The sequence below is a fragment of the Paenibacillus cookii genome (assembly GCF_018333375.1).
In the GTDB taxonomy this organism is placed as follows: domain Bacteria; phylum Bacillota; class Bacilli; order Paenibacillales; family Paenibacillaceae; genus Paenibacillus_AQ; species Paenibacillus_AQ cookii.
The window spans coordinates 13,684-39,108 of record NZ_BORW01000008.1; the positions used below are offsets into that span (position 1 = coordinate 13,684).

The following is a 25,425-nucleotide window of genomic DNA, read 5'->3' on the forward strand; positions in this document are numbered from 1 at the left end:
TTGTTCTTATAATAGAGCGCATCATTTTTTGATTGCATTCATTTAAGGAGCTGAACACGAAATGAATGATAAAGGAAAGAACCGGATTCACGAAGGTCAGGCAACGGGGGATCCTGTATTTGCTCATCAGGCAGCGGAAGAGACGAGATACGTTGACGATCCATTGCTGCCCATGCAGCGGATCGAAGGCGGGGGCGGGCCGAAAAGGGTGCATTTCGACAGCATGCCTGCGCCTGTAAGGTATTTGGGATACTTTTTCGTTTTTATCGTGCCTGTTTTATTCGTCATCCTGATTATCATCAGTTTTATCAAGTAGGATCCTTCCGAAGCTCGCAGCCCCGCGAAAATACAGTGAACAACCCGCCGTACGCCGGTGCCCGGCGCGGTGGGTTGTGGTTTGTCTAGTTTCATCTATTCGAGCATTAGAATGTGTAAGCCGGAAAATATAGATCGATCATGCCGTCTCATTGGTTATTGCGAATTAGGTTTCGTATACAGCCCGATATGTTTTCCGTAATTGGTTTTCGCTTTCTTGTTCAGGCCGAGATTGGAGTATAAGGCTTCCATCGCCTGCGTTAAATCCTCTTTGTTCCAATACACGAACGGGCTTTTCCAGTCGCCTTCCACGTTCAGCATGCGGGTCGTGTCGGGTTTCATTTGTTTGAAATTGAAGAGCCACCGCTTCAGCTTTTCCTCCGGAATATCCGTTTTGACGTTATCGCCGATAATATCCAACATGTCTCCCCACTGGCCGATGCCGTTCAGGGAAGTCAGTTTGTCCAGCATTTGGTTCAGGACCTGCTGCTGGCGTCTGTTGCGGTCAAAATCGGAAGAAGACCCGGTGCCGTCATTGGATTTGCGGTATCGGACGAAGTCGAGCGTTTGTTGTCCGTCGAGATGCTGCAGCCCTTTGGTCAGGTTGATATGCGTCCCGTCCGCGTTATCGATATACCGCATATCCATGTCGACGTCGATCTCGAGTCCGCCAACGGCGTCCACCGCCTGACGGAACCCGTCAAAATTGATGAGCACCATATAATCGATCGGGATCTGCAGCAGCTCCCCGAATAATTGCTTGGTTTCGGCCATCGCGGTCGTTTTGTCCTGGATGTAGTGGTGGGCGTAAAAGTAGTTTGCTTTATGGCTTGTTTGTCCGGCAGGCGTGATTTTTAAGTCGCGCGGGATCGAGAGCAGGCTGGCCGATTTGGTCTTCGGGTTCAGCGTCGCGATCATCATGACGTCGGTGTTCATCGTTCCGCCGCTGCCCTCGCGGTTGTCGACGCCCGCAAGCAGAAACGTCACCGGCTTCATGTCTTCTTCGCCGATGCTTTCGATTTCGGCGTCCGCTTTGGGTACCTGATGCGCAACTTCCTGCTGCTGCGGAGCCTGGTATTCGGCGGCGGAAATTTTATGTAAGGCTGACATGGCTTTATGGTGCAATACCCCCGCATAAGCTCCGGCGATCACAATCAACAGTCCGATAACGCTGATACAGCTAAGTATGACAGTACGATAAATGCTTCTTTTTTTCTTGGAACGGGTCATAAATCCTCCAGAATATAGTTGTGGCATGAACGCCCCATCGCCTCCATGGCAGCGCGTAATTCACTCCTTTCGAAAAATGTTCGCTTGTCATATGTATACTACAAAATATACAATCGATCAAATTTAGGACCAAATCTCCAGCCAATGTATATTGCCTCGAAGGATAACGCCCCTAAATCAAGCAGCCGCCTTCCTAGGGAAGACGGCCATCGTCAAGTTTTCTGCTCAGTCCCACTTCAGCTTCGTTTGCACGGCAGAACTGCGGGTTCCGTCCGGGCCGACGGCGACCAGTTCGATCGTCGTTTCCGCTTCGCTGCCGATCCTCTCCAGCGATTTGACATAATAAACTTCGTCCATGATCCGCCCGATCGCTTCCTTATTGCCGTCCGGCTTGATCCGGTAAAGATCGTAATACGCCACATGGTCCGGATTCCATGTCCAGGATACAAACAGCTCCGCCTGATTGCCTCTTACGTAAGCCTCATCGATCTTCAAGCCTGCAGGAGCGGCAGGCTGTTCGGAAGCGCCTTTCGTTACGGCCATCCGTCCGATATTCATGCGGTAGTCGACCGTTCCGGCAGACGCGAAATGCAGCCCGATCGTCGCCAGGGTACGCCCGCTGTAAGCTCCGAGGCTTAATGTTTTGGTATTCCAACCTGCCGTATCGCTGCTGCCGATATCGATATATTCGAACCGGTCCGGCTGATCCTCGAACAGGAGCGCAGCCTTCATATGCGTCGGCGTGCCGGCGGCATCCGACTTATACATGATGGACAGGTTCACGTCATTCGAGATCGCAAGCTTTGTTTTAAACAAACGGAGATCGGTCGGGTTGGCGGCACCCAGCTTACCGGACACCTTAAGCGACGAACCGCCGTCGTAGGCCGTCCCGTAATCGAAGGATGCAGCCAGCGGCGCGCCGGTCCCGGCGCTTTTCGCCCACCACTGCCAGCTCGGCAAAATGTCCTGGATGCCGGCGTTGTTCCATTCCTTCGCGCTGGATATTTCCCCATCCAGGAAAAAGGCGGTGCCGTGCCCCGTATTGAAGGAACTCTGGAACGGATAGGAGCCGATCACCGACCGCTCCGGGATATAATGCGCCACCCCGTCCCAGCAGCGGTATTCCGTCGGGTTGTTCGGAACCCCTTGGTCCGGGTATGGGCTGCAGCCCGTCGTCAGCGTGCGGCCCGTGCGGGTAGGGTCCTGATTCGGCCCCGACCAGTAGACCCGTTCCCGCCGGAATACCTCCTCCTGCGCATTCGGGTCGAATTTGTTCGGGGCTTTGTTCCATACCATATCGGTTCCGAACAACGCCCATCCGCTTTTTGGCGCCTTGCCTGCCGGAAAAATCCACCGGGGGTCGTACGGCGGATTGTAGCCGTATTTATCGTTTTCCGTACCTGCAAACAGCACCTTGTACGGGTCCAAGCCCAGGCTTTGCGCATAAGCATGCGCATTCGCCAACCTCGTTTCGTTCCAGGCATAGTTCATGAAGATGCTGTTGTTGACCGGCACCCCGTTATCCACGATCCAAGGCGCGTTGCTGCTGCTGAAGCCGTTCACGTAGCTGACCCTGCCGTCCACCGACAAGGAATCGTACCACTGCAGATGGAAACCTTCCGGCGCTTTCGCGCGCAAATATTTGATCATCTCCATCAACTTCTGGGCGTTTTCTTTGGAAATGCTTGCTTCCTGATTGATAAAATAGCCGTCAAATCCGAAATACTGCGCCATTTCGATCATTTTATCCGCTACCGGGAACGATCCGTCCGGCTTTTTTTCGACCCAGTCGGAGAAGGTTTGCCCCGCTCTGGGCCAGAACCATCCGCCCAAACTGAGCACGCCGTTTCGGTGCGCGGCATCCGTATACGCCGGATTCGGCAGGTTGATCACGCCAAACTCGGGATTCGTCACCGAAGAGCCGTCTACCGGGAGCCCGTGCCATGACCCGTAAAGGTCGGTGTACTGCCAAAAGTTCAGCAAATTCCGGGAGAAGGAGTCGTTGTAGCGGTAGGCCTCGAAAAAAGCCTCCTTATCGTAATCCGCGGATAAGTTCATGACCTGCGGTTCCGTGCTTAACGCCGGGTTGGCCTGGGTCGGGGCAAAGGCGGGAATGCGCTCGGCCAGCGGGACGCGGGACCTGAAATATTTGGCGAAGCGGTCGGTTTCCGGGCTCCAGCTTTTGATCTGGTCGACGTTGTACCCGTGCATGTAAGGCTGGTGATCGGCTTTTGGCGTTTCGGCCGCAGCGGCCGCGGTTTGAAGAGCCATGGCTGCGACCCCGGCCGCAAGTAGGGCTGCTAACATTTTGGGAAGACGGCCTCCTTTTTTTCGAAAATGAAACAACAGAACACCTCGTTTCTTTCGAGTGAGTATGTTTGTGGATCGCATTTACGGCGAATGCGAATGTAGCTGCACTCTTTATTCATAAGCCTGCCGGAGCAAAGTATGACCTCAAGATCGAAGATGGCTTGGCAAAATAAAAAAACAGTTGCAATATACAGTCTGACTATATATAGTGTAACTATACAGTTCGACGATATACAGCAGAGCTGAATAAAGGGGGTATCATCTTGAGCCGGGACAGACATTTGCCGCTGACGGAAACGGTTTATTATATATTGCTTGCTTTGCGGGAACCCGCCCATGGATATTTGATCATGCAAAAGGTGGAGGAGATGAGCGCCGGCCAGGTAAAGATGGCTGCCGGGACGCTTTACGGGGCCGTGGAAAACCTGCTGAAGCAGAAATGGATCCAGCCGGTCCAAAGCGAGGACAGCCGCCGCAAGGTATACGTCATTACCGACCAGGGGCTTGCCATTTTGCGCCAGGACTTTGAACGAATGAAACATATGATTGAAGTGACAACAGCGATCATGGGATCGTAAGAAAGGAGGAATCGCCATGAAAAAGATGAAATTTTTCACGAATTTCGATCGTGAGGAACAGTGGTTAAACGAGATGGCCCGTCAGGGATACCAATTGATCAACAAATCGGTGGCTTATGAATTTGCGCCTGCAAAACCGGAAGAGGCCAATTACCGCATCGATTACCGGTTCTTTAAAACCCGCCAGGACTTCGAGGACTACAAGGCATTGTTCGAGGACTGCGGCTGGACCCACGTCGCGGGGACAAAAAGCTCCGGAGCCCAATATTTTAAGCAAACGGGCGACTGGGGAGACGACGACATTTTTTCCGACGTCAATTCGAAGGCGGCCCGGTACAAACGCATCTCGGATATGTGGCTGTCGCTGGCTTGCAGCTTCATTCCGCTTTTTGCGGTTTTGATTTCGACGGGCGCGATTCATATCACGGCTTTTGTGAAGCCCAAGCTGCTCTACTATACACCGGGATTATGGGAGATGAGCGGATCGCAATTTTGGAGATCCTTCCTGTTTGAAACGCCGTTCGCCGTTATGAGAGGGTTTAGCTGGGCGGTCATTCCGATCATGATTCTCGTGTATGCCGCTTTTGCGTATAAAGCGAAAAAGGAGTATATGAAATCGCAGCAAGAGTAGAAAGAATAGGTTATTTATAGATCAAAAGCTTCCAGAAAGTCGGCGGCGGCCGGTTCTTTTCGGAAGCTTTTTTTGATCTTAAACGAATGCAGAGGGCCCAGCGGATAACTCAACAGGATCGCAACATAAGTGTAGACAAACCCGTTGTGGGCCGCGGCGGGGTCATCGAACGAAAAGGCGACGATGATCAGCATGAAGGGGTAAAGCTCCCCGAAAATACCAATTGCCCCAAAGATGCAAAATAGGACGGTAAAATGCCGGAAGAAAAAACTTGGCGCCGATTGACGGGTAAGCGTTTTCATAATAAGATGAAATCAGTTTTGATTTCAAGCATCAGGGTTTGACATACAAAAACAATAAAGGAGGTTTATTTGCGTTTGTGCAAACGTTTGCCCAATGAATGAACCAGGTTTTGATCATCACTTTTATCAAGGAGGCCTTATATGAGCTATCGCAGAAAAAAACCAATCCGCGTGTTGTCTTTGCTATTGGCGGTCATGATGACAATCGAACTGATGGCCGGCGTTTTCCGCCCGGTTTTGGCCGAAGCGGCGGAGGCCGGGCCGAAAAGCACGTTCGCGGAGGAAGGCAAGATTTATTTCCGGCTGCCGCAAACGCTGATTCAGGTCACGGCTTCAGGAGCATCCGCAGGATGGAATGAGACGGCGGAACTCACCGATCCGGACAACGACGGTACATACACGGCTGAAGTCCCCGGGCTGCAAGCCGGAGAGGAATATGCCTACGCGATTGCCGTCAACGGCGTGCAGCAAAGCGGGTCGCCCCTGACGGCTTCCGCCGATGATCAAGGCGTTTTGCGCCTGTCCTATACCCCTGTGTTCAAGGTGACGGGAAGCTTTGACGCTTCCGGGGGAGCGGACCAACACCCGCTTGCGCTCGAAAGCGGCACGTATCAATACGCGACGGAGACGCTTCCGGCCGGGGAGTATACGTATGCGTTTGTCGCTTCCTCCGAAGGGACGGGAGACATCCGCTTTTCCGACCCGGGCAACCCTCCGGCGGACGGCCCCGACAGCAAAATCACGGTGGAGGCCGCAGCCTCGGAACAGCCGCCTGCAGAACCTGCGGCGAAGGCCGGACTCTCCGGGCTGGCGCCCGACCCGCTGGTTGATCAGCCGGGAGGCGCGTCCAAATGGGTGGTCGCCGGCAGCTTCCAGGGCTGGAACAACAGCTCCGAAGAGACGCGAATGAAGCATCTGACGGGAGATTTTTATCAATATTCCGCGGTGCTGGATGCGGGCCATCATGAGTTCAAAATCGTTAAAAGCGGCACCTGGGACGGGTTTTCGAACAACGGCAACAATTTTGCGTTCGATTTGGATGCCCCCGCAAAGGTGAATATTTACGTCAACGAAAAGCTTGGTGAGGCGCGCATCAATCTGCCGAACGTGCAGGGCCTGCCGCAATATGCGCCCAAGCTGACCGAAGCCGAATGGCCGAGGCTGGTAGGCAATATCCAAAAGCTGTTCGGCGAAAACGAGTGGGCTCCGGGCGAAGCGAAGCAGATGTTCGTCGATACCCGGTTTGACGGTTCGGTGTATGAGCTGCAGCGCCCGGTGCCTGCAGGCAAATACGAGATGAAGGTGGTGCTGGGGGACCGGTGGGATGGAACCCCGAATTACGGGGACGAAAACGGAAACAATTTTCTTTTGAACGTTCTGGATCCGTCCGACGTCATATTTTCCATTGATCTCAGCCAGCCGAAACCGGTGCTGACGACCAACTACATGCCTTCCGACGCCGCTTACGACGGCAAAATCAACAAGGGCAAGCTGTATTTCGATTCGCGTCAGATGACTTATAAAAAGCCTTTCGGAGCCGTCAAGGAGCAAACGGAAGACGTCACGCTGCGGATCGCGGCCGAGGCGGGGGACGTCCAGGTCGCGCGCGTGGAGCTGACGAATCCCGAGGGGATGTCTTCCGCTTACGATATGCATGTGGCGACTTCCTTTGGAGGGCTGGACTATTGGGAGGCCACGATTCCGAAAACGGCTTTTCAAGGCATCGGCGTATGGAATTATAAATTCATTCTCGTCGACGGGATGTCCAAGGTGGAGTACGGGGACGACAACAACCGCGGCGGAACAGGCACCACGGCTGACGACGGGGTGCTCCCGTACGAGCTGACCGTGTACAAGAAGGATTTTAAAACGCCGGACTGGATGAAAAACGCGGTCGTGTATCAGATTTTCCCGGACCGGTTCCTCGACGGCAACCCGGACAACAACCGGGCGAAAATCGTGGACGGTTACCGCGGCGGCGCCATGCCGGGCGAAACGATGACGTCGAAAAACGGGCATAAGCTCCAATTTTTCGATGGCGGCGTCCCGGGCGACCCCGTGCCGGAGGATGTTGCAGGCTCGTGGAGCGACGTGCCGGAAAACCCGGACCGCGTGCTCCCGCAAAACAAGCCTTATTTCCCGGATGCCAAGTCCGACGGCGTGTGGACGAACGAATTCTACGGCGGGGATATCCAAGGCGTGGCGAAAAAGCTGGATTATTTAAAATCGCTTGGCGTTACCGTCATTTATTTCAACCCGGTCGCTTGGGCGGCTTCCAACCATAAGTACGACGCCACCGACTACAAGCATCTGGATCCGATGTTCGGCGAGCCGGTGTATAACAAGCCGGGCGACCCGACCTCGGGTTTGAACTACGAAGCGACAAGAACCGCATCCGACCGCGTCTTTGCCGAGTTTGCCAAACAGGCGCGCGCCAAAGGCATCCGGCTGATCGTGGACGGCGTGTTTAACCATGTCGGCGACGACTCCATTTATTTTGACCGTTATGAGAAATATCCGGAGATCGGGGCTTACGAATTTTGGTCGAAGGTTTACGACAAAATGAATGCGGATTCAAGCCTGACGTTGGAGAAGGCCAAGCAGCAGGTGGTTGATTCGTTTACGTCCCAAATCAATCCGGCGACGGGCAAGCATTATGCTTACCCTGAAGACTTTGACTTTACGACATGGTTCAAGGTATCGAACGAAAAGGTCGACGGCCATTACAAATACGAAGGCTGGTGGGGGTTCGACTCCCTGCCCGTCATTGATGCGCCCGAACCGGCTGCCGGCGATGCGGATGGTCTGTCCGGCAACCACGAATGGAACGTTCAAGGATACCGGGATCAGGTGATCGGCCATGACTTGACGGGCCTATCGGATGACCAGGCGGCACAGCGGATGCAGGAGGCCAACTCCCAGCGCTGGGAATGGCTCGGCGCCCGGGGCTGGCGGCTGGATGTTGCGCCTGACGTGTCCTCGGGCACGTGGGAGCAGTTCCGCAAAGCCGTCAAATCGACGGAGGGACGGACCGACGCCAACGGCGAGCCCATCGACGACCCGATCATTTTGGGCGAAGAGTGGGGCGTGGCGACCAGGTTTTTGCTTGGCGACCAGTTCGATTCGGTGATGAATTACCGCTTCCGCAGCGCTTTGCAAACGTTTGTCCTGAACGGGAACGCCGCCCAGTTCCATGAATCGCTGGAATCGATCCGCGAGGATTATCCGCAAGAGGCGTGGGAAGTCATGCTGAATTTGGTGGATTCGCACGACACCATCCGCTCGATCACCAAATACGACAAACCGTCCTGGGAAGAAGAGCATTTGCAGATCGCTCCAAGCCCGTCGGACCGGGCGCTTGGCATGCAGGCGCTGACGGCCATTTTCCAGATGGGCTACCCGGGAGCGCCCACGATCTACTATGGGGATGAAGTAGGCTTGGAAGGCACAAAAGATCCGGACTCCCGCCGGACATTCCCGTGGGAACGGGTAAGCGAAACCGGGGGAGGTTATGCGGGAACGGGGAAATACGCGGATCTGCTGGCCACCTACCAAAAGGCGGCTGAAATCCGAAACGACAACGAGGTATTCCGTACGGGCGATCTAAAGGTGGCCTATGACGAAGGCGACGTCATCGCTTATGCGCGCAAAACCGATGCCCAGGCGGGTCTCGTCATCGTCAACCGCGGCGGCAGCGACGCGACGATCAGCCTCGACACCGCCGGTTTTCTGCCATCCGATATCAGCCTCACCGACCGGCTGGGAAGAGGAACGACGGTTCAATTCAAGGACGGAAAGGCCAGTTTGACGGTCAAGGCGATGAGCGGCATGATGATGACTTCGGATGCGAGCCTGAAGGCCGTGCCTAAAGTGAGCGAACTGCAGGCCATCGGAGGCAACGGCTCCGTCGCGCTGTCGTGGAAGGCCGTTCCGGAAGCGGCGTCTTACCGCATTTACCGCGCACCGATCGAAGGCGGGACGCTCGAGCAAGCAGCAACGGTGAACGGAACGGACTGGACGGATACGAACGTACAGAACGGAACGAAATATTATTATGCCGTGACGGCGGTCACGCCGGATGGGGAGAGCGGTTTGAGCGATTACGCATCCGCTACGCCTTTTTATCCGGTGCAATCGGTGGAAATCACAGGCACCTCGACGCCCGTGACCTTGGGGGCGGGGCATAAGACTTCGCCAATCCAAGTCACGATCCACGTACCGGGATTATCGGATCATCCTGCTTACGCCGGAAAAGAAATGCCGGGGGTTGCAGCCAAGCTGGCTTTTTACAAGGAAGGCGATAACAAGGAGGATGCGGGCGAAACCAAGCTGCGTTATTCGGAAGATACGCCGGACGGGCGGAAGGTGTACTGGGCTGCGTTTGAACCGACGGAAGCCGGGACCTTCCATTATTTCGCCAAGGTGTCCACCGACAACGGACAGACATATACGGAATCTGCCTCCGCAAATGTCGATGTTTATGCCGACCCGGTGAATACGACGCCGCCGGAAGCACCGGTCCTGGCTTCGATCGGCACCGAATCGAGCCGCGCCCAGTTGGCATGGACCCACGCGGGCGGCGCGTTCAAATTCGAGGTCTACCGCAAGCAGGACGGGGGGAATTTCAAAAAGCTGGCCGTTCTCGATGCTTCGGCGCAGGGTTACACGGATTTTACCGTAACCAACGACACGACGTACACGTACCGGGTCGCAGCGATCGATGCGTTTTATAATCGGGCTTTCTCGGATGAGCAGACGGTGACGCCGAAGCTCGTCATGGTCGACGTCAAGCTCCGTTTGCATTTGCCGAGCTACACGCCGGTAGAGGACGATATTTACATCGCGGGGACGATCAACGGCTGGAACCAGGCCGGAGGGAAGCTGAACGTGCCAAGCGGGGCGACCACCCGGGACATCGTGGAATACGATTTCAAAATGATGGCCGGAAAACAGATCGAATACAAATATACGCGGGGAACCTGGGATACCGAAGCGCTGACCTCCCATTCCCGCGTGGCCGACGATCCTTCAGACATGAGCAACTATGCGTATTCCTCCGAAAATACGAACATGAAGCTGACCGTCAAAAACGAGGGCGGCAACAAGATGACCGTCAACGATTACGTTCTGCGCTGGGTGGATATGCCGATGATCGTTATGCTTCCGCGGACTTCCTACGGTGAGGCGATCGCCTACGAAACGACCGAGGACCGCTTTACGTTAAAAGCCAACGTTCCATACGGTTCGGCCGTGACCATCAACGGGCAGCCGATTCCGGCGGATGCGCTGGATGCCAAAGGGAACGTGGAGGTCCGGGACATTCCGTTGCTTCCGGGCATGAACCGCTTCTCCGTCCATACCGAGCCAAGCGCGGAGACGTTAAACTTGCCGTGGTATGAGGATAAGGGGCGGGCCGCCAAGGCAACCAAAACGATTGAGCTCGCCATTACGCGCAAGGACAAGGAAGGCGAACCGAATCCCGTTCGCGTCACCGGCGTGACGCTTGCTCCGAACGAGCTGCATTTGACGGAAGGCGGCTCTGTCGGAACGTTGACCGCCCGCGTTCAACCGGAGGATGCAGCCGACAAGGCGGTGTCGTTCGCTTCGAGCGACGAAACTGTCGCGAAAGTCGATGCCAACGGCACCGTAACGCCGCTGAAAGCAGGTACCGCAACGATAACCGTCACGACCCACGACGGCGGTTATCAGGCACAAAGCACCGTCACCGTGTCCCATAAAGGCGGGGACGGCGGCAATGGCGGCCAAGAAGGCGGAGGTTCGGGCGGAGCAGGCGGCAGTGCGCCGGGCAGCTCTTCCGGCACCCCGTCAAGCCCGGGCGGCAGCCCTAGCGAAAAGGATGCCAAAACCGCCGTGTTCACCGTCGAACAGATCACAACGGCAGTGAACCATCGCGGCAACGGCAGCACTGCCGAAATTGATGCGGGAAGCGCCGACCGCGTGCTGCTTCCGGTTCAAACGGGAAGCCTGCTGCAAGGCGCGGCGCTCCAAGTGAAGCGCGGTGCCGATACGGTAACCGTTCCGGCCGCCGTTTTGGAGCAGCTGAAGGCCGCTGCCGACGGTGCAGCGCCAGGCCGGCAAATTTGCCTGCAGCTTGCAGCCGTCGACGCTTCGGCGGTGCAGCAGCTTCTGTCGAAGGCGGGCGCGAAGTCCGGGGCGCAGCTCGCGAAGCAATCGGAGTGGTACGATCTGAAGCTGCTGCTGATCGATGGAAGCGGAAAAACGATGAAGGAGCTGTCGTCGTTTCATCCGGCTTTGCGTCTGAGCCTCAAAACCCAAGACCAGGCAAAACGGAACTTGACGGCGTTGTATCGGGTATCGGACGACGGCGCCTTGGAATGGATCGGCGACGCCTCGAATGCCGGGGGAACCCTAACGGCAGACATTCGGAAGCCCGGCACGTATGCGGCTTTGGAATGGCGGAAGGGATTTGCCGATCTGCCTGCAGGCCACTGGGCGTCTGACGCCGTTTCCTACCTCGCTGCGCGCCAAATCGCAACCGGAACAAGCTCAGACCGGTTCGAGCCGCAGCGCAGCGTGACGCGTGCGGAATTCGCCGCCCTGATCGCGCGCGCTATGGGGCTTGAAGCGAAGCAGGCGGCGGCATTTGCCGACGTGCCTGGCGATGCTTGGTATGCGGCGTCCGTAGCCGCCGTGCATGAAGCGGGCATCGTGCAAGGGCGTTCCGAAGCCGTCTTTGAACCAAACGCGGTGATTACCCGCGAGGAAATGGCCGTGATGCTTGTCAGAGCATACCATGCGAAGCATCCGGCAAATTCCGGCGTTTCCGGCGTAGATACCGTATTTACGGACGCCGGCCGGATCAGCCCATGGGCGCGCGATGCCGTGCAAACGGCAGCCAAGCTGGGATTGCTGACGGGCAGCGGAAACGGTCTGCTCCTTCCGCAAGGCCAGACGACCCGCGCGGAAAGCGCCCAGGTCATTTACCGTTTGTTAACAGGAAAATAGGCCTGTCTAAAGCCCCCTGACTTGTCAGGGGGCTTTTTGGGTTTCGATTCGGGATCAAACCATTCCAGCCTCCCTGAGAAAATGTTTGATTATCCGATTCTGATAAGATTTGCGGACATGAAAAGGAAGGCTCCAGCACGTTTCGACGGTAACGGTTTTGGCATGAATCAGGCGGGCCGCCGCCGTTCGGGACGAGCCCAACAGCGGATGCAGGCGCAGGTGGAATTGATGGGAAGGGGATTGCAGGGCGGAGTTCACCCGTTGGATGACGCGCCGGGCGGCCGGGACGACCGGATTGGCGGCGTCGGTGACGAGCGTCTGCCCAAGCACCTTGGCGTCGTGCTTCGACAGCCCGTTGGCTTCATGGAGATCCAAATACCAGGAAGGTTTGTAGGTTTTCATCAGCTGAACGATCGCTTGGGACATCGGATGGGTGGCAGGACGTTTCGGCCCTTTCGGAAAAGTCCGGTTCAGATCGGGAACGCCGCGGATTCGTTTGCGGTAGGCTTGGGGATTGGCGACGGGCACGATGATCAGCTTGCCCCGGGCAATGCGGAGCCGCCGATTCCGAAGCTGTTCCACCAGCTGGCGCGCGGAATGGATGCTTGCCGTTTCATTGCCGTGGATTCCCGCAACAATCATCATGACGGGACCGCTTCGCCCTCCCGGAACGATGTAATAAGGTGCGGCATGGGAAGTGCCCGCGGCCAACGTATGGTTCTGGACGGTCATGGCCTTCATCTCCCTTCTGGATTAAGGTATGCGTCCAGAAGGCCGAAGGTACAGGCATTTGTCAAATCATAAGTTACTCCAGCGACAATGACATATAAATGAATGCAATATAGGCAGCGACCGGCAGGCTCAGTCCAATGAACAGCGATACGTAAAACCACGGGGAGCGCAGCGTATGCCCGATGCCGGGTTCGCCATCCGCTTCGTTCCGGACCTGCCGGTTGCCGTCGGCTTCGGCTTTTCGTATCTGCTTCGAGAAGCTGTCCAGCAAACGTTCCGCTTGATCCTCCCGGAGCGCCGACAGCGCTTCCCAGAGCTCCGAATGCTTTTTCCGCAGATCCTCCAGCCGCTTGTTTTCCTTAACTTCCTCCGTCATGAGTCACCCCGTCCTTTCCCCTCTTGGCTCAGGGATTCGTTTATTGTATATAACATAAAATAGGTCTCCAAAGTTACGACCGAAATCGACGGAGCTGCAGCCTGATTCCGATCCGTTTACGATGGTTTCCTTTTATTCGCAATGATGTATTTGAAACTTTTTTGGTGTTTCCCCAGTCAAACGGGCATAAGCGGCACTCAAAGACCTAGGGCCCGGGATGAGAACCGCGGGGCGAAACGCGCCTTTGAAGCCGTCAGGGGGTGAATCAACTGAACAGCAAAACAAAAACAATGACGGAGCGGCAATTCAGCGAGCGGATCGAAGCCTGCAAGGAAAAGCTCTACCGCTTTGCATACTGCTACGTGAAAAATGAACAGGAGGCTTTGGAAATCGTCTCCGAAGCAACGTACAAAGCATATCTATCCTTCGGGAAATTGAAAAACCCGGAATATTTTGAAACCTGGATCAGCCGGATCGTCATTCACTGCGCGCTCGACCATATGAAAAGAAATAAAAAATATACGTATACGGAAGACGGCGCGGCGGAATTTGCGGCGAAAGAAGACCCGGTTTCTTTGGAGGAGAAATGGGATCTATATGACGCGCTGGATCGGCTGAAGCCGGAAGACAAGGCTTTTATCATATTGAAATATTTTGAGGATAAACGGTTCAAGGATATGGCGGAAGTGCTGTCCCTGCCCGAAAACACCGTAAAAACGAAGCTGTACCGGATTTTGGGCAAACTCAAAAAACATTTGGTCAAGGAAGAGGTGGATGTACAATGACGGGGAAAGAACGCTATGACGACATCGAGATCCCATCCCGCCTTTCCGGGGTCATTCAGGACGCCATGAAAAGGGGGCGCGCCCATAAACGAAACATGGCATGGCTCCGGGGCTCGTCCGCTCTCGTGGCGGCCTGCGCCGCTTTCATCATTACGGCGAACGTGCCTGGCGTGGCCATGGCATTGTCGGATGTGCCGGTCATCGGGTCGATCGTCAAAGTGCTGCAGGTGGGAAGCGGGGGCGAGCGCACCGACGGGGTGTCCGTGACCACGACGGCGGAGGAAAATTCGCTGAACATCCATTTCACGATCGACGGCGAACGGACGGAGAGCGCGCCGGCGTATACGGTCGAACGCAAGGAAGCGCCAAACCGCTTGATCTTTACCTTTAACGGCGTCCGGAACCTGAATATGGAAAAGCTGAAGCGGGACATTCGCGGGCTCTCCAATGTGAAAGACGTTTACAGCAACGTGATTTTGGACGATTCCGCGGTCCGGTTTGTCGTTGAGCTGGGGGACAACATCGATTATTCCGTATCGGAATACCGGCAGCCGGGCTATATCCAGCTGAAGCTGTTTGGCGCAGCGAAACAGGAAAAAGCGCATGAGGTCTATGTTGTCCGCAGCCAGGAAATGGAGCAGGGAGAAACGCTGGCGATCCTTGAGGAGCAGTATGCCGGGGACGGCAGCAGCGTCATCAAAACCAAAAACGGCAAATTTGTCGTTGTCATGGGCGGTTTTGCTTCCCGCGGCGAGGCTGAGGAGCTGCTGCGCAAATTATCCGCCAGAGAGGACTATTTCGAGCCGCTCCAAGTCGACGGTTGGATGAGCAACGAAAATCCGGAGTGAGGCATGGAACGGGACGGCAACCCGCAGTGGAGGACCTTCTTTCGGATAAGGGCCGTCCCGGACACGAACGGACCTGTTCTCCCGATGACGGCCCGTTCCCGAAATAGCGAAAAGGACAGCTGCGCGCTGTCCTTTTCAAGTTTCGAAGGCTGTCGGCAGGAAGGCCCTTTTTTGCAGAGCTTCCTTTGCCGGCTTTCTTTTATTCATCTATTTCGCTACATTAAGAGTCGTCCCTTTGACGGGCCCGGGCTTCGCCGCCCTTACGGCCGGCTTCCTCGCGGCTCATTTTGCCATCTTTCCCATCGCTGTCGCTTCTCGCTTCGCCGCCCTTGCGGCCGATTTCCTGATAGAAGTCACGGTCATGGGAATCCGACGTCGCTTCGCCGCCCTTGCGGCCGATTTCCTGATAGAAGTCACGGTCGTGGGAATCCGACGTTGCTTCGCCGCCCTTGCGGCCGATTTCCTGATAAAACTCGCGGTCATGGGAATCCGCTGTCGCTTCGCCGCCTTTGCGGCCGATTTCCTCATAGAAATCGCGGCCATGGGATTCCGATGTTGCCTCTCCGCCTTTACGGCCGATTTCCTGATAAAATTCACGGTCATGCGTTTTGGCGGTCGTCTCGCCACCCTTGCGTCCAGCTTCTTCGAGTGTCATCTTACGGTCATCCTTATTGTTTGCCATTTCGAATCACTCCTTCTAGGGTATTGAGTTTTGCTTGCGCACTCTTTACTTACCCGTGCATCGGAATCTGAAACATCCGATGATGCTGGAGCAGGGTGAGCGGATTCATGCTATGCCAGCTTCTAACTTGCCGATCTCGGTAAAGCGTGGCAGTAGCTTTCGGGATCGGGATGGCCGGCGATGACCGTCATATTTTTGTGCATAGTTTGTTCCCCCTGATCGAAACGGCGTCGTGTAAAATAGAATTGAACCCATCATAACGGGAACCAAGTGGCAAGCGACATGAGGAAACGCGCGGGAAGCTTGATCATTTGCGCCGGTCGGGAGGAGGCGGATTGAACACAATGGGTGTACCGGCCACGCTGCTGTGGCCGATCCGCAAATCGATGAACGCAAGGGGGCTCGACTGGGAAACGTTTTGGGGCTTATGCCGGTGTAGATCACGGGCTGCTTGCACACGCGGAACTCGAACGGATCGTGCAATCGGCGGCCGGCAACAAGTTTGGGACCTATTTTATGGCGTTAACGGTTAAAGGGATGAATGAACCGTCGCTGACAGGAAGGGGAATGTTTTTTGCCTTATTTTACGATATTCGCATCCCGAAACGATATCGAGGATATCGGCGGGCTGGTTCATGAGGTTTTTGCGGACGGCTTTAAAGTAACGGGCGGGGCTCCGGGGGAAAAGGAGATGACGGTTCAGCCGAAGGGCTGGTTCAAAAACAACAGAATCACGATTCGCGTGGCCTCGGAGGATACCGATCCGGATTATTTCGCGAACAATATGCCGGGAATGATGGGATTTTACGACCGCATCCCGTTCCAGGACGAGGATTTGAAACGCCGCGTGCTGATCCAAATCTCCGTGATTAACACGATGCTGGCGATCGAAACGGAAAAAGAATACGGCCAAGACGACCTGGACCGCTTCGTCAGGCTTGCCGCCAAGGTGGACGGCATCGGGTTTATCCCCGACGGGACGCTGCTCGACCGGGATGGGCGGGTCATCGTGTATCCCGACGGCAGCTCCGATGCCGCCGATTTCAGTCCGCGGGCATGCACGAGAAAAATCCGGGGCGAGGACCATACGACGCCGGAGGGCGCGGAGCGGAAGCAAAGAAGTCTGGCGTATCTGACGGAAAAGCAAGTCCCGTTCGTGGAGCATTTGCCTGAACTGCCTCCGCTTAGCGAGCTGAAGGTCAGATCCAGGGAGGAGATCGCCCGCCGGGCCGCGGCGCTGCTGATCGTCATCCAATACGCGTGCGACGTCGCCCAAGAGGGGGACTTGGCCGAGTCGAAGGCTTTCGTGAACCGCCTGCTGGAGCAATTCGGGGTCAAGGATGCATTAACCGAAGCCGAAAAGGATTTGCTGGAGGAGGCGGAGCCCGGGTATCAGGACGCCGTTAATCTGGTCTGGCAGTACGAGGCTTATTGGGCGCTGCTCTGGGCGCTTGGGGTGGTGGATTCGCTTGATTTTCCGGATCATGCTTGCGACTCCCATGCCGCGATTGAGGCGGTATCGAGCTGCGGCGGTTTCGACGAGTTTTTGGAGCGGACGGCGCTTCGGCGCGCGGAAGACATATTGGACGAAGCGGACAAAATCTATCGCTTGCATTGGGCCTGCGTCAATGACCGGATTCATGGCAGGGAGCCTGCGGCCGGCCTGAACGAAAGCGTCGTGATGGAGCGGCGCCGGGCGTTGTTTTGGATGATCGGCTTCCGGGACGAGGCATGGGACGATATCAGCATGGATACATAATGGAAGCCCGGAACGCAAAAGGGATGTCCTCAAGGTGCGAACCTTGGAGACATCCCTTTGTTTTGTTGTGCACAGTCCCGGGGGTCCGGCGGGATAACCCAGCGCTTTCCCGCCTTACTGGCTGCTCATCTTTTTATGATACGCTTCCGTCATTTCATCCGCCACCTGCTTCAAGGTCGGGTCGTTGCGCAGCTGCTCGATGAATTTGTCGTAGTTTTCGATGGTGTCCTTGCCGATGATGACCTTGGTGCGCATGTCGCTCACTTTTTTCGAAATTTCCGGATAGTATTTGTTGTAAGCCTCGGAGTACAGCTCGCTGCCGGGGTTCGGCGTTTTGATTTTTTTGCGTTCATTCACGATTTCGACGTTCCGGTTGTACACATCGTCCGGCATGCCGACCGCGCCGATGGACATGTCGTCGCTGATCAGGTGGATCAGGTTGTTCATGTTGCCGTCGCCCAGATGGTCTTTTTCGCTTTGCGGCGTCGGAATTTTCCGGCCGTTCTGCACCGTGTAATGCACGCCTTCGATGCCGTAGGTCGCCAGCTCGTTGCCTTCTTTGCCGTAAGCATAGTCGAAAAACCCGAGAATTTTTTTCACTTTCGCTTCAGGCACCTTTTTCGGAATCAGGTACACCCCGTAATACGGCGTGCCGGACGGCGTGTATTTTTCCCCGCCGGCGTTTTCCAGGTACGTGATCGGCATATAGTCGGCCGTCGGCACGACCTCGCGGATTTTGGAGCCCGTCACCCACGCATGGTTCATCGATTGGGAGGTGCCGCCCGCATTGCCGCCGCGGATCAGGTCCACCGTCTGGGAATATTTCATGATGGCAAAATCTTTCGGGAACAGCCCCGCGTCAAACGTTTTTTTCAGCCACAATACCGCATCGCGGGAGGCGTCTTCCGTGATGACGGGAACGAGTTTGTCGTCTTTCAGCTTCCATTGCCCTTGCGTTCCGTTGAACACGCCGTACACGAAGCCCATCGTGTCCGGGTTCGCCGCATACGGCACTTCGTCCGCCTGTCCGTTGCCGTTCGGATCCTTTTCCTTGAATGCCTTCAGCACCTCGAACAACTGGTCCATGTTCGTCGGCGTTTGCAGCCCGAGCTTATCCATCCAGTCCTTGCGAAGAATCGGGAAGGCACCCCCGCCATAGCTCGGGTAGTAGCGCGGAATGACGTAGTTTTTGCCGTCCACCTTGGATGCGGTCCACATCTCGGCTAGGTTGGAAGCGCTCAGATTCGGATAATCCTTGATGTAAGGCGTCAAATCCCAGAAGACCCCTTGCTTGATCATTTTCTGCAGCTGCGGGTTGATCAGCGACTCTACGAACGTCACCTCGGGCAGGTCGCCGGAGGCGAGCATGACGTTGATTTTTTCCTCCGACGTGGACGGGGACAGCCAGGTGATGTCGAGCTTGGTGCTGGTGCGCTTCTCGAATTCCTTCCAGATCGGGTTGGTATTGTCGATAAATTCGGTGGCGTAATTCAGCGTCTGCATCTGGATCGGCGTCGGCCCGTCCCCCTCTTTCGATGCCCCTTTGGAGCCGCCGCATGCCGTCAGCAGCACGCTCGCGCCGAGCGCGACCAGCATGGATTTGAGCAGCATCTTTTTCTGTACCTTTGTTCCGGATGGACTCATTTCATAACCTCCTTTGATTTGGCAAACCTGTATGCCTCATTCCTTCACGGAGCCGACCATGGCGCCTGTCGCAAAATGCTTCTGAAGGAACGGATACACGAGCATGATGGGAATGGTGGCGATGACGACCGCGGCCATTTTGAGCGTTTCCGTCGGCAGCTGCCGGTTCATTTGCAGGGACACGTTTTGTTCGCCGCCGCCCATGGTGGTCGGATCGACGAGCATGTTTTGCAGCAGCACCTGCAGCGGCCATTTCGACTGCTGGTTGATGAACATGATGCCGTTAAAATACGTGTTCCAATAGCCGACCGCAAAAAACAGGCCGAAGGCGACGATGGCGGGCAGCGACAGCGGGATGATGATCCGCCAGAAGACGCTGATTTCGGTGCAGCCGTCGATGCGTGCGGCTTCGTCCAGGCTGTCCGGGATGCCGTCGAAAAAACCTTTCATGAGCAGCACGTACCAGCCGCTGGTAAGCGAAGGCAAAATCAGGGACCAGACGCTGTCGATCAGGCCCAGATTCCGCACGATCAAGTAGACCGGGACAAGCCCGGGCGTGAATAAAAAGGTCAGCAGGATCATGAACATCATCGTTTTGCGGAAGCGCAGGCGCCGGCAGGAGATGGCGTAAGCGAGCCCTCCCGTCACAAGCAGGCTGAGAGCGGTGCCGACCGTGGCCAGAAACACGCTGACCATCAACGAATTGACGAACAAGCCGTTGCCAAGCAAATATTTATAGGCATCCAGCGACCATTGATGCGGCCACAGGATCAAGTCCCGGGTGTAATACTCCGTCGAATCGGTAAACGAAAGCACGATGGTGTAATAGATCGGGAAAACCATGGCCAGGCTGAACAAAATCAGGAGTCCGCCGTTAGCGCAGGCAAACAGCCGGTCTTTCCAGGATGAATTGACTTCCATGATCATCGGCTATACTCTCCTTTCGGTGGGGGCTATTGCGTTAATACAGGCTTTCCTGGCCGAAACGTTTGGCGGCCCTGTTCGCGCCGACGACCAAGATGACGCCCACGATCGATTTGAAGAGGCCGATGGCGGTGCTGTAGCTGAATTCCCCTTGCCGGATGCCGACGCGGTATACGTACGTATCGAATACTTCGGCGACCTCTGTGACGGCGGCGTTCATCATCAGGTAGACCTGCTCGAAGCCCGTGTCCATGATCGTTCCGAGCCGTAAAATAAGCAGAATCATGATGACGTTCCGCATCGCGGGCAGCGTAATATGCCACATCCGCCGGAAACGCCCGGCTCCGTCGATGACGGCCGCTTCATATTGTTGCGGATCGACGCCGGCAATGGCGGCGAGGAAAATGATCGTGCCCCAGCCGACCTCTTTCCAGATGGACTGCGCCGTCAGCATGCCCCAAAACAGCTTCGGATTCGATAAAATATCGACCGTATCTTTGTCCAGCGCCGTCAGCAGCTTGTTGAACAGCCCTTCGGACTGGGAGAACATCAGATAGGTCAGGCCGTAAATCAGCACCCACGACAGAAAGTGCGGGATATAGATGAGCGACTGCACGGTCCGTTTCATCAGCTGATGGCGAACCTCGTTCAGCATCAGGGCGAGGATGATCGGCGCCGGGAAAAAGAAGACCAGATTCATCAAGCTGATCCCGAGCGTGTTGCGCAGCAGCATCCAGAAGTCCGGGTTCGAGAAAAACCGGGTAAAATGCTCGAATCCGACCCATGGACTTCCGGCGATCCCCAGGTAAGGGGAGTAGTCCTGAAAACCGATGACCAGGTTGGTGATCGGAATATATTTGAAAATAACGAAAAACAAAATGCCCGGCAGAGCCAGCACGTACAAATACCGGTCCCGTTTCAGGTCGGGCCATAACGGCCGCTTGGGTTCCCGCAGCTTGGCTTCGGGCTTGGATGATCGCTTCCGCATCTGCTTACCTCGCTTTCTTTTGTCTGTGGAAATTTGGTCCGATCGGGCTTGGAAATCGCGCATGCCATAAGCACAATGTAGAGGCTCGCGGCATTTCCGGCAATTTGATTTTATTTTCGGGCAACGGCGGCGGGGTTTTTTATGCCTTTGCGGCCGGGCTTTCGTGGCTTCGGTTCGAGCCTGAAGGCGAGGCACTCCCCGTTATCCGTTTCATGGCGTTGCACTTTTTTGCCCCGAAGGGATTGGCCCCGGCATCCGGCGAAATGGCATGATTTTTCGCGTTGTAAGCCTTTTCATGTGAGCCTCGTTTCGTTATGATGGATGATACAACACGCCGTTCGCGAGTTATGGCTTATTTCGAACAGTACCGTCAGGAGTGAGGGATTTGGGGAAGGAATGGACAAGGAAATTGGCTTCAAAAGGAATCATGTATTGGAAAACCATTGCGCTGGCCATCATGCTCACCTGCGTTCCCATTTCGATCGTAAGTTTTATCAACTGGCATGTCGGCAACCAGTACCTGATCCGGCAGCACCAACAGAACAACGAGCAGCTGCTGAAGGATACGGCGCGGCAAATCGATGAGCAATTTTCCCAGCTTGTCCAATATGCCGTACACATGATGTCGAACCCTATACTGAAACCGTCCCTGGCCGACACGAACTTCGTGGACCAGTTCGAAAAAACGCAGGAGCTCAGCGATACGCTTTATTTTATCGAAAACGGCGATCCGCTGGTTGACCAAGCTTATCTGTATGTGGCCAAGCAGAACAAGATCATGCAGCCTATGCTTGGTTTGCGCCCTTTGGATGATCCGGCGGATGCGGCCGCCTGGAAAAGGATCATGTCGTCCGACCAAAGCATTTTTTGGACGAATGCGCTGCCCCGCCCGTACAATAAAGGGAAACCGACGCATGCCATCGTCATGAAGCTGCCCTTCAACAGCCAGCAATCCTACGGGGCGCTTGTGTTGTACGTCAACCCGGCCAAAGTGCACCTGAACGCCAATTCCGAGCAGGTCGCTTTTGTCCTCGACGGGGAGGATACGCTGGTCGGGCAATCCGACGCAAGCAAACAGTATCCGGAGGTCATGCCGCGCATTCTGGAGAAGTTGCGCACCGTCAAACGTACCTACGACACGCAGATGCATTTTCAGCTCCCGGTAAAAAACGACAAGCTGCTTGTGAGCGTGTTATCCTTTGAAAAAATGGGCGGCATTTGGACCTTCGTCTCGGGTACGCCGTCGTCGGCCGTTACGGCGCCTACGGGACCGTACCGGCATGTCGTGGTCGTGTATTGGATCGGCTCCCTGTTCGTGGCGCTGGCCCTCAGCTGGTTCGCCTCCAACCGGATCTACAGGCCCATCCGCAAAATCGTCGATTTGTTCAAGGAAGGCAAGCCGGAGCCGGCTTTGGCGAACGACGAGCTGAAATACATCGAGGAAAAATGGAAGCAGTACCGGTCCGTCAACGAGACGCTGCAGAGCAACCTGAACCAGTCCATTCCGAAGGTGCGGGAAGCGCTCATCAACCAGTTTGTGACGGGCCAGGCGGCCCATCTGACGGAAGCCGAAATCATCGAAAAGCTGCAGGCGCTGCAGCTGGATCTGACGGAACATCGCTTTTTTATCGTGGTATGCCGCCTTCATTCCCTGACGCTGGGACGCGGCCAGCTAACGGGGAAGGACGTGCAGCTGCTGACTTACGCCGCCATCAACCTGCTGCATGAAATGTCCGAGCGGACCGGCTCGTACGTGCATACCCTGGATTTTATGGACGGCTCGTTTGCGGTCATTTCATGCGTGCCGGCCGCCGGGCCGGGGAATGATCTGAAGCCGACGCTGATGCAGCTCGGCAGCGACATGCTGGATACCCTTCGGGACGTGCTGAGCATGCCGGCCACGATCGTCGTGAACGGGCCTGCGGCGGCCTGGCGCGACGTGCCCTATTTGCTGGAACAGGCCAGAAGGGCGCTGAGCTACCGCACCTTTACGTCCGACAGCCAGCTGCTTGAAGCCGGGGCGGTGCTGGAGAAAGCCAACGTGGAGGTCGAATTTCCTTTCGAGCTGGAGCAGGAGTTTACGCATACGCTGAACCTGGGACTGGAAAAAGAGGCGGAGGATATTTTGATCCGGTTCGTCGAAGCGCTGCAGAAGGACGGGGCGCCGGAATGGGTCGTGCATCAAGGCCTGATGCGGCTGAAAAACAGCCTGTTCCGTTCGATGCTGCAATCGAACCATAACCCTTACGCCATCTGTGACGGGATCAAACTGCAGGAGGAGCTGGAGGCGCTCCGGGACGCCAATGCGTGCATCCAGTGGTTCCGGGAAAACATGATCCGGCCCTACATCGAGGTGTTGAACCGGAGTTATCATCCGTTCATGAAGGGCATCGTGGACCAAATCATCGCGACGATCCATGAAAATTACATGGCCGAGCTTTCGCTGGAAACGTTCGCCATGGAAGCAGGGGTCAGCGTGTCCCAGCTCAGCAAGGCGTTCCGTCAAATGACGGGATCGAACTACATCGACTATTTGACTTCCCTCAAAATGAACCACTGCAAAAAGCTGCTCGTTTCGACCGACATGAAAATCAGCGATATCGCCCGGGCGGTCGGCTACCAGCCGCCTTACTTCAACCGGATGTTCAAGAAGCTGGAGGGAATGACGCCGGGACAATACCGGGACCAGTTCAGTCCTGCGATGCAGGAAAAGAAGGAAGCGTGAAAAATGGACGGCCCCGCGTTTTTTCATGGGCGGACGGTTGACGGGGAGAAAAAACTGAAGCTGAGGGATGCCTCAGGGATGAATGGAGGGAACCGGCCATCTGGCCGTGCCCCAAGAAGTCAGTAGCGTCAAAATTAAAACCGGAGCAGGAATTTAGATATTACCTATTGGAGATAACGGCGCCCGTCTTGCCTGGTTTAGAGAAGCAGCTAAAGAGGGATGGGAAGGTTATCGACGATTTGTTTGCAATCGTCGCCCGTCAAATCTTTGGATCATAGGAGTGGGGGAGTAACCTGTGAGAGAAAAAAGTGAGCTACGGAAGCTTATTGAGCAGGAAAGAAAAGCGCTGAATGAGATGGTCAAACGTACTTAGCACATTTTCCCTTTTGGTGGGTATGATGTTGATTTTAATGATATAATAATGTCAGAATAATGTCATTTGGAGAAGGGAAGTGCAAAATGAACATTAAACCCTCAACCACAATCCGGCAGGATTATAATGGTTTCTCAAAATATTGTCATGAACTCGATGAACCGGTTATTTTAACACGAAATGGCGAAGCTGATCTTGTTGTTATGAGCCATGAGGCTTATCGCCGGATGGAAGCACGGATTAAATTACAATCAAAGCTTTTGATTGCTGAGAAACAGGTAACCGAAGGGGAAGCATTACTCGATCACGACCAGGTTATTTCAAGAATCCGGAGGAAGATCGATGCAGCAAAGGAATAGGGTGCAATATGCTCCGGCTGCGGTTGATGATATGGATGAAATTTTTTCATTCATATCCCAGGACAATGTTTCAGCTGCAGAAAATTTGTTGCAAAAAATAGACGATCAAATTTTAAATCTTGCGGAGTTCCCTTATATGGGGTCCGTCTTGTCGGAAGATGATTTTCCCTTACTGCAACGAGGTTACCGGTTCATTGTCGTGCACCCTTATTTAGTGTTTTATCGGGTAATTGAAGATACGGTGATTATTCATCGGCTTTTACATGGGCGACGGGATTATCTTCGTGAGTTATTTGGTCCTTCATTAAAATAAAGCAACCCAAAGAAGCCATGGGCAGGATATGCGCCCATTCGGCTTCTTTTTATGTTGGTTCGGTTCTTGAATTCGAAGACTGGGATTTTGGTTTTAATTATAGAAAAAGAGAGCGCTGCATTAACTTGAAAAAAGTGGAGGTAAATATGGCGGGAGAACAGAGAAAGGAACGAAGCGATAAGAAAAAAGCGATTGCTCCATACATAAGTGCAGCTGCTGATGAACAAGTAGCTCGGATTGGTTATGTTTGTGATATGCCGTTAAAAACGATCGGTGAGATGTTGGCGAAGAAAAAGTCTGAAATGGATATACAGTCAGCTCTTCTGTAGAATTTAATTTTTGAGTTAAGTTAATATCAATATCAGAAGGAGTCGTTAACGACTCTTCAGTAATATTCAATTTTGAATCCAAAGGAACCCCATTCCTATTAGGCTCCGCTAATAAATTTGCTGTCTCGGCCAATTTCTGCCGAAGGCTTTCGGCTTTTTCGGCATCAGCCTGGTGGGCTTTTTCGTCGGCGCGGCGATCGTCGGCATCGCTTTCGGGATCGTCACGTCGCGCAGC

At 55.0% G+C, this 25,425-nt stretch carries 20 protein-coding genes; 11 read left to right on the top strand and 9 right to left on the bottom strand.

The window, feature by feature from the left end; translation table 11 throughout:
* The first annotated feature begins 61 nt into the window (after nt 1-61).
* Nucleotides 62-316, top strand: coding sequence for a hypothetical protein (locus KI367_RS10005; RefSeq protein WP_212949354.1), 255 nt, complete (start codon nt 62-64; stop codon nt 314-316).
* Between the two features lie 155 nt (nt 317-471).
* Here KI367_RS10005 and KI367_RS10010 read toward each other — a convergent pair whose 3' ends face one another.
* Both KI367_RS10010 and KI367_RS10015 read right to left on the bottom strand, forming a co-directional pair.
* Nucleotides 472-1,545, bottom strand: a complete 1,074-nt coding sequence (locus KI367_RS10010) for an LCP family protein (RefSeq protein ID WP_212949356.1) — start codon at nt 1,543-1,545, stop codon at nt 472-474.
* Between the two features lie 225 nt (nt 1,546-1,770).
* Nucleotides 1,771-3,852, bottom strand: coding sequence for an endo-beta-N-acetylglucosaminidase (locus KI367_RS10015; protein WP_212949357.1), 2,082 nt, complete (start codon nt 3,850-3,852; stop codon nt 1,771-1,773).
* 266 nt (nt 3,853-4,118) lie between these two features.
* Between KI367_RS10015 and KI367_RS10020 the strand changes: the two genes are divergently transcribed.
* Both KI367_RS10020 and KI367_RS10025 read left to right on the top strand, forming a co-directional pair.
* Complete coding sequence (locus KI367_RS10020; RefSeq protein WP_036715499.1) at nt 4,119-4,433, top strand: PadR family transcriptional regulator; 315 nt, start codon at nt 4,119-4,121, stop codon at nt 4,431-4,433.
* A 16-nt stretch (nt 4,434-4,449) separates the two neighbouring features.
* Complete coding sequence (locus KI367_RS10025; RefSeq protein WP_212949359.1) at nt 4,450-5,064, top strand: DUF2812 domain-containing protein; 615 nt, start codon at nt 4,450-4,452, stop codon at nt 5,062-5,064.
* Nucleotides 5,065-5,078: 14 nt separating this feature from the next.
* On the opposite strand, the gene KI367_RS10030 is transcribed toward KI367_RS10025, so the two are convergent.
* Nucleotides 5,079-5,258, bottom strand: a complete 180-nt coding sequence (locus KI367_RS10030; RefSeq protein ID WP_212949361.1) for a hypothetical protein — start codon at nt 5,256-5,258, stop codon at nt 5,079-5,081.
* A gap of 249 nt (nt 5,259-5,507) precedes the next feature.
* On the opposite strand from KI367_RS10030, the gene KI367_RS10035 reads away from it, so the two are divergent.
* The gene (locus tag KI367_RS10035) at nt 5,508-12,353 is read left to right on the top strand and encodes an alpha-amylase family glycosyl hydrolase (RefSeq protein WP_212949363.1); all 6,846 of its coding nucleotides are present in this window, start codon (nt 5,508-5,510) and stop codon (nt 12,351-12,353) included.
* A gap of 54 nt (nt 12,354-12,407) precedes the next feature.
* Here the strand turns inward: KI367_RS10035 and KI367_RS10040 are convergent, their stop codons facing one another.
* Both KI367_RS10040 and KI367_RS10045 read right to left on the bottom strand, forming a co-directional pair.
* Nucleotides 12,408-13,094, bottom strand: coding sequence for a succinylglutamate desuccinylase/aspartoacylase family protein (locus tag KI367_RS10040; RefSeq protein WP_281422500.1), 687 nt, complete (start codon nt 13,092-13,094; stop codon nt 12,408-12,410).
* A gap of 64 nt (nt 13,095-13,158) precedes the next feature.
* Nucleotides 13,159-13,461 (bottom strand): hypothetical protein, encoded by a 303-nt coding sequence (locus tag KI367_RS10045; RefSeq protein WP_212949366.1) that lies wholly within the window; start codon nt 13,459-13,461, stop codon nt 13,159-13,161.
* A gap of 260 nt (nt 13,462-13,721) precedes the next feature.
* Between KI367_RS10045 and KI367_RS10050 the strand changes: the two genes are divergently transcribed.
* Nucleotides 13,722-14,246: a sigma-70 family RNA polymerase sigma factor gene (locus KI367_RS10050; RefSeq protein ID WP_373316221.1), complete on the top strand. Its 525-nt coding sequence runs from the start codon at nt 13,722-13,724 to the stop codon at nt 14,244-14,246.
* Nucleotides 14,243-15,094, top strand: a complete 852-nt coding sequence (locus KI367_RS10055) for an SPOR domain-containing protein (protein ID WP_212949368.1) — start codon at nt 14,243-14,245, stop codon at nt 15,092-15,094. Before KI367_RS10050 ends, KI367_RS10055 begins: the two co-directional genes overlap by 4 nt.
* 220 nt (nt 15,095-15,314) lie before the next feature.
* Here the strand turns inward: KI367_RS10055 and KI367_RS10060 are convergent, their stop codons facing one another.
* Complete coding sequence (locus KI367_RS10060) at nt 15,315-15,776, bottom strand: KGG domain-containing protein (RefSeq protein WP_212949370.1); 462 nt, start codon at nt 15,774-15,776, stop codon at nt 15,315-15,317.
* Between the two features lie 574 nt (nt 15,777-16,350).
* Between KI367_RS10060 and KI367_RS10065 the strand changes: the two genes are divergently transcribed.
* On the top strand, nt 16,351-17,535 hold the full coding sequence (locus KI367_RS10065; RefSeq protein ID WP_212949372.1) for a DUF4272 domain-containing protein: 1,185 nt from the start codon (nt 16,351-16,353) through the stop codon (nt 17,533-17,535).
* A gap of 114 nt (nt 17,536-17,649) precedes the next feature.
* Here KI367_RS10065 and KI367_RS10070 read toward each other — a convergent pair whose 3' ends face one another.
* Genes KI367_RS10070 through KI367_RS10080 form a run of 3 tightly spaced genes read right to left on the bottom strand, consistent with a single transcriptional unit; the run spans nt 17,650 to nt 21,091 of the window.
* Entirely contained in the window at nt 17,650-19,179 is a 1,530-nt protein-coding gene (locus KI367_RS10070) for an extracellular solute-binding protein (RefSeq protein WP_212949374.1), read from the bottom strand.
* A 36-nt stretch (nt 19,180-19,215) separates the two neighbouring features.
* A complete protein-coding gene (locus KI367_RS10075) occupies nt 19,216-20,106 on the bottom strand; it encodes a carbohydrate ABC transporter permease (RefSeq protein WP_373316222.1) in 891 nt (296 codons plus the stop codon).
* A 34-nt stretch (nt 20,107-20,140) separates the two neighbouring features.
* A complete protein-coding gene (locus KI367_RS10080) occupies nt 20,141-21,091 on the bottom strand; it encodes an ABC transporter permease (protein ID WP_212949376.1) in 951 nt (316 codons plus the stop codon).
* Nucleotides 21,092-21,476: 385 nt separating this feature from the next.
* Here KI367_RS10080 and KI367_RS10085 point away from each other — a divergent pair, with 385 nt between their 5' ends.
* The 4 genes from KI367_RS10085 (at nt 21,477) to KI367_RS10100 (ending at nt 25,190) form a co-directional block, all read left to right on the top strand.
* The gene (locus tag KI367_RS10085) at nt 21,477-23,816 is read left to right on the top strand and encodes an AraC family transcriptional regulator (protein ID WP_246536823.1); all 2,340 of its coding nucleotides are present in this window, start codon (nt 21,477-21,479) and stop codon (nt 23,814-23,816) included.
* Nucleotides 23,817-24,275: 459 nt separating this feature from the next.
* Complete coding sequence (locus tag KI367_RS10090; protein WP_036713353.1) at nt 24,276-24,548, top strand: type II toxin-antitoxin system Phd/YefM family antitoxin; 273 nt, start codon at nt 24,276-24,278, stop codon at nt 24,546-24,548.
* Nucleotides 24,532-24,861: a type II toxin-antitoxin system RelE/ParE family toxin gene (locus tag KI367_RS10095; protein WP_036713352.1), complete on the top strand. Its 330-nt coding sequence runs from the start codon at nt 24,532-24,534 to the stop codon at nt 24,859-24,861. The genes KI367_RS10090 and KI367_RS10095 overlap by 17 nt, the downstream gene beginning before the upstream one ends.
* A gap of 17 nt (nt 24,862-24,878) precedes the next feature.
* Entirely contained in the window at nt 24,879-25,190 is a 312-nt protein-coding gene (locus KI367_RS10100) for a hypothetical protein (protein WP_212949377.1), read from the top strand.
* Nucleotides 25,191-25,425: the final 235 nt, after the last annotated feature.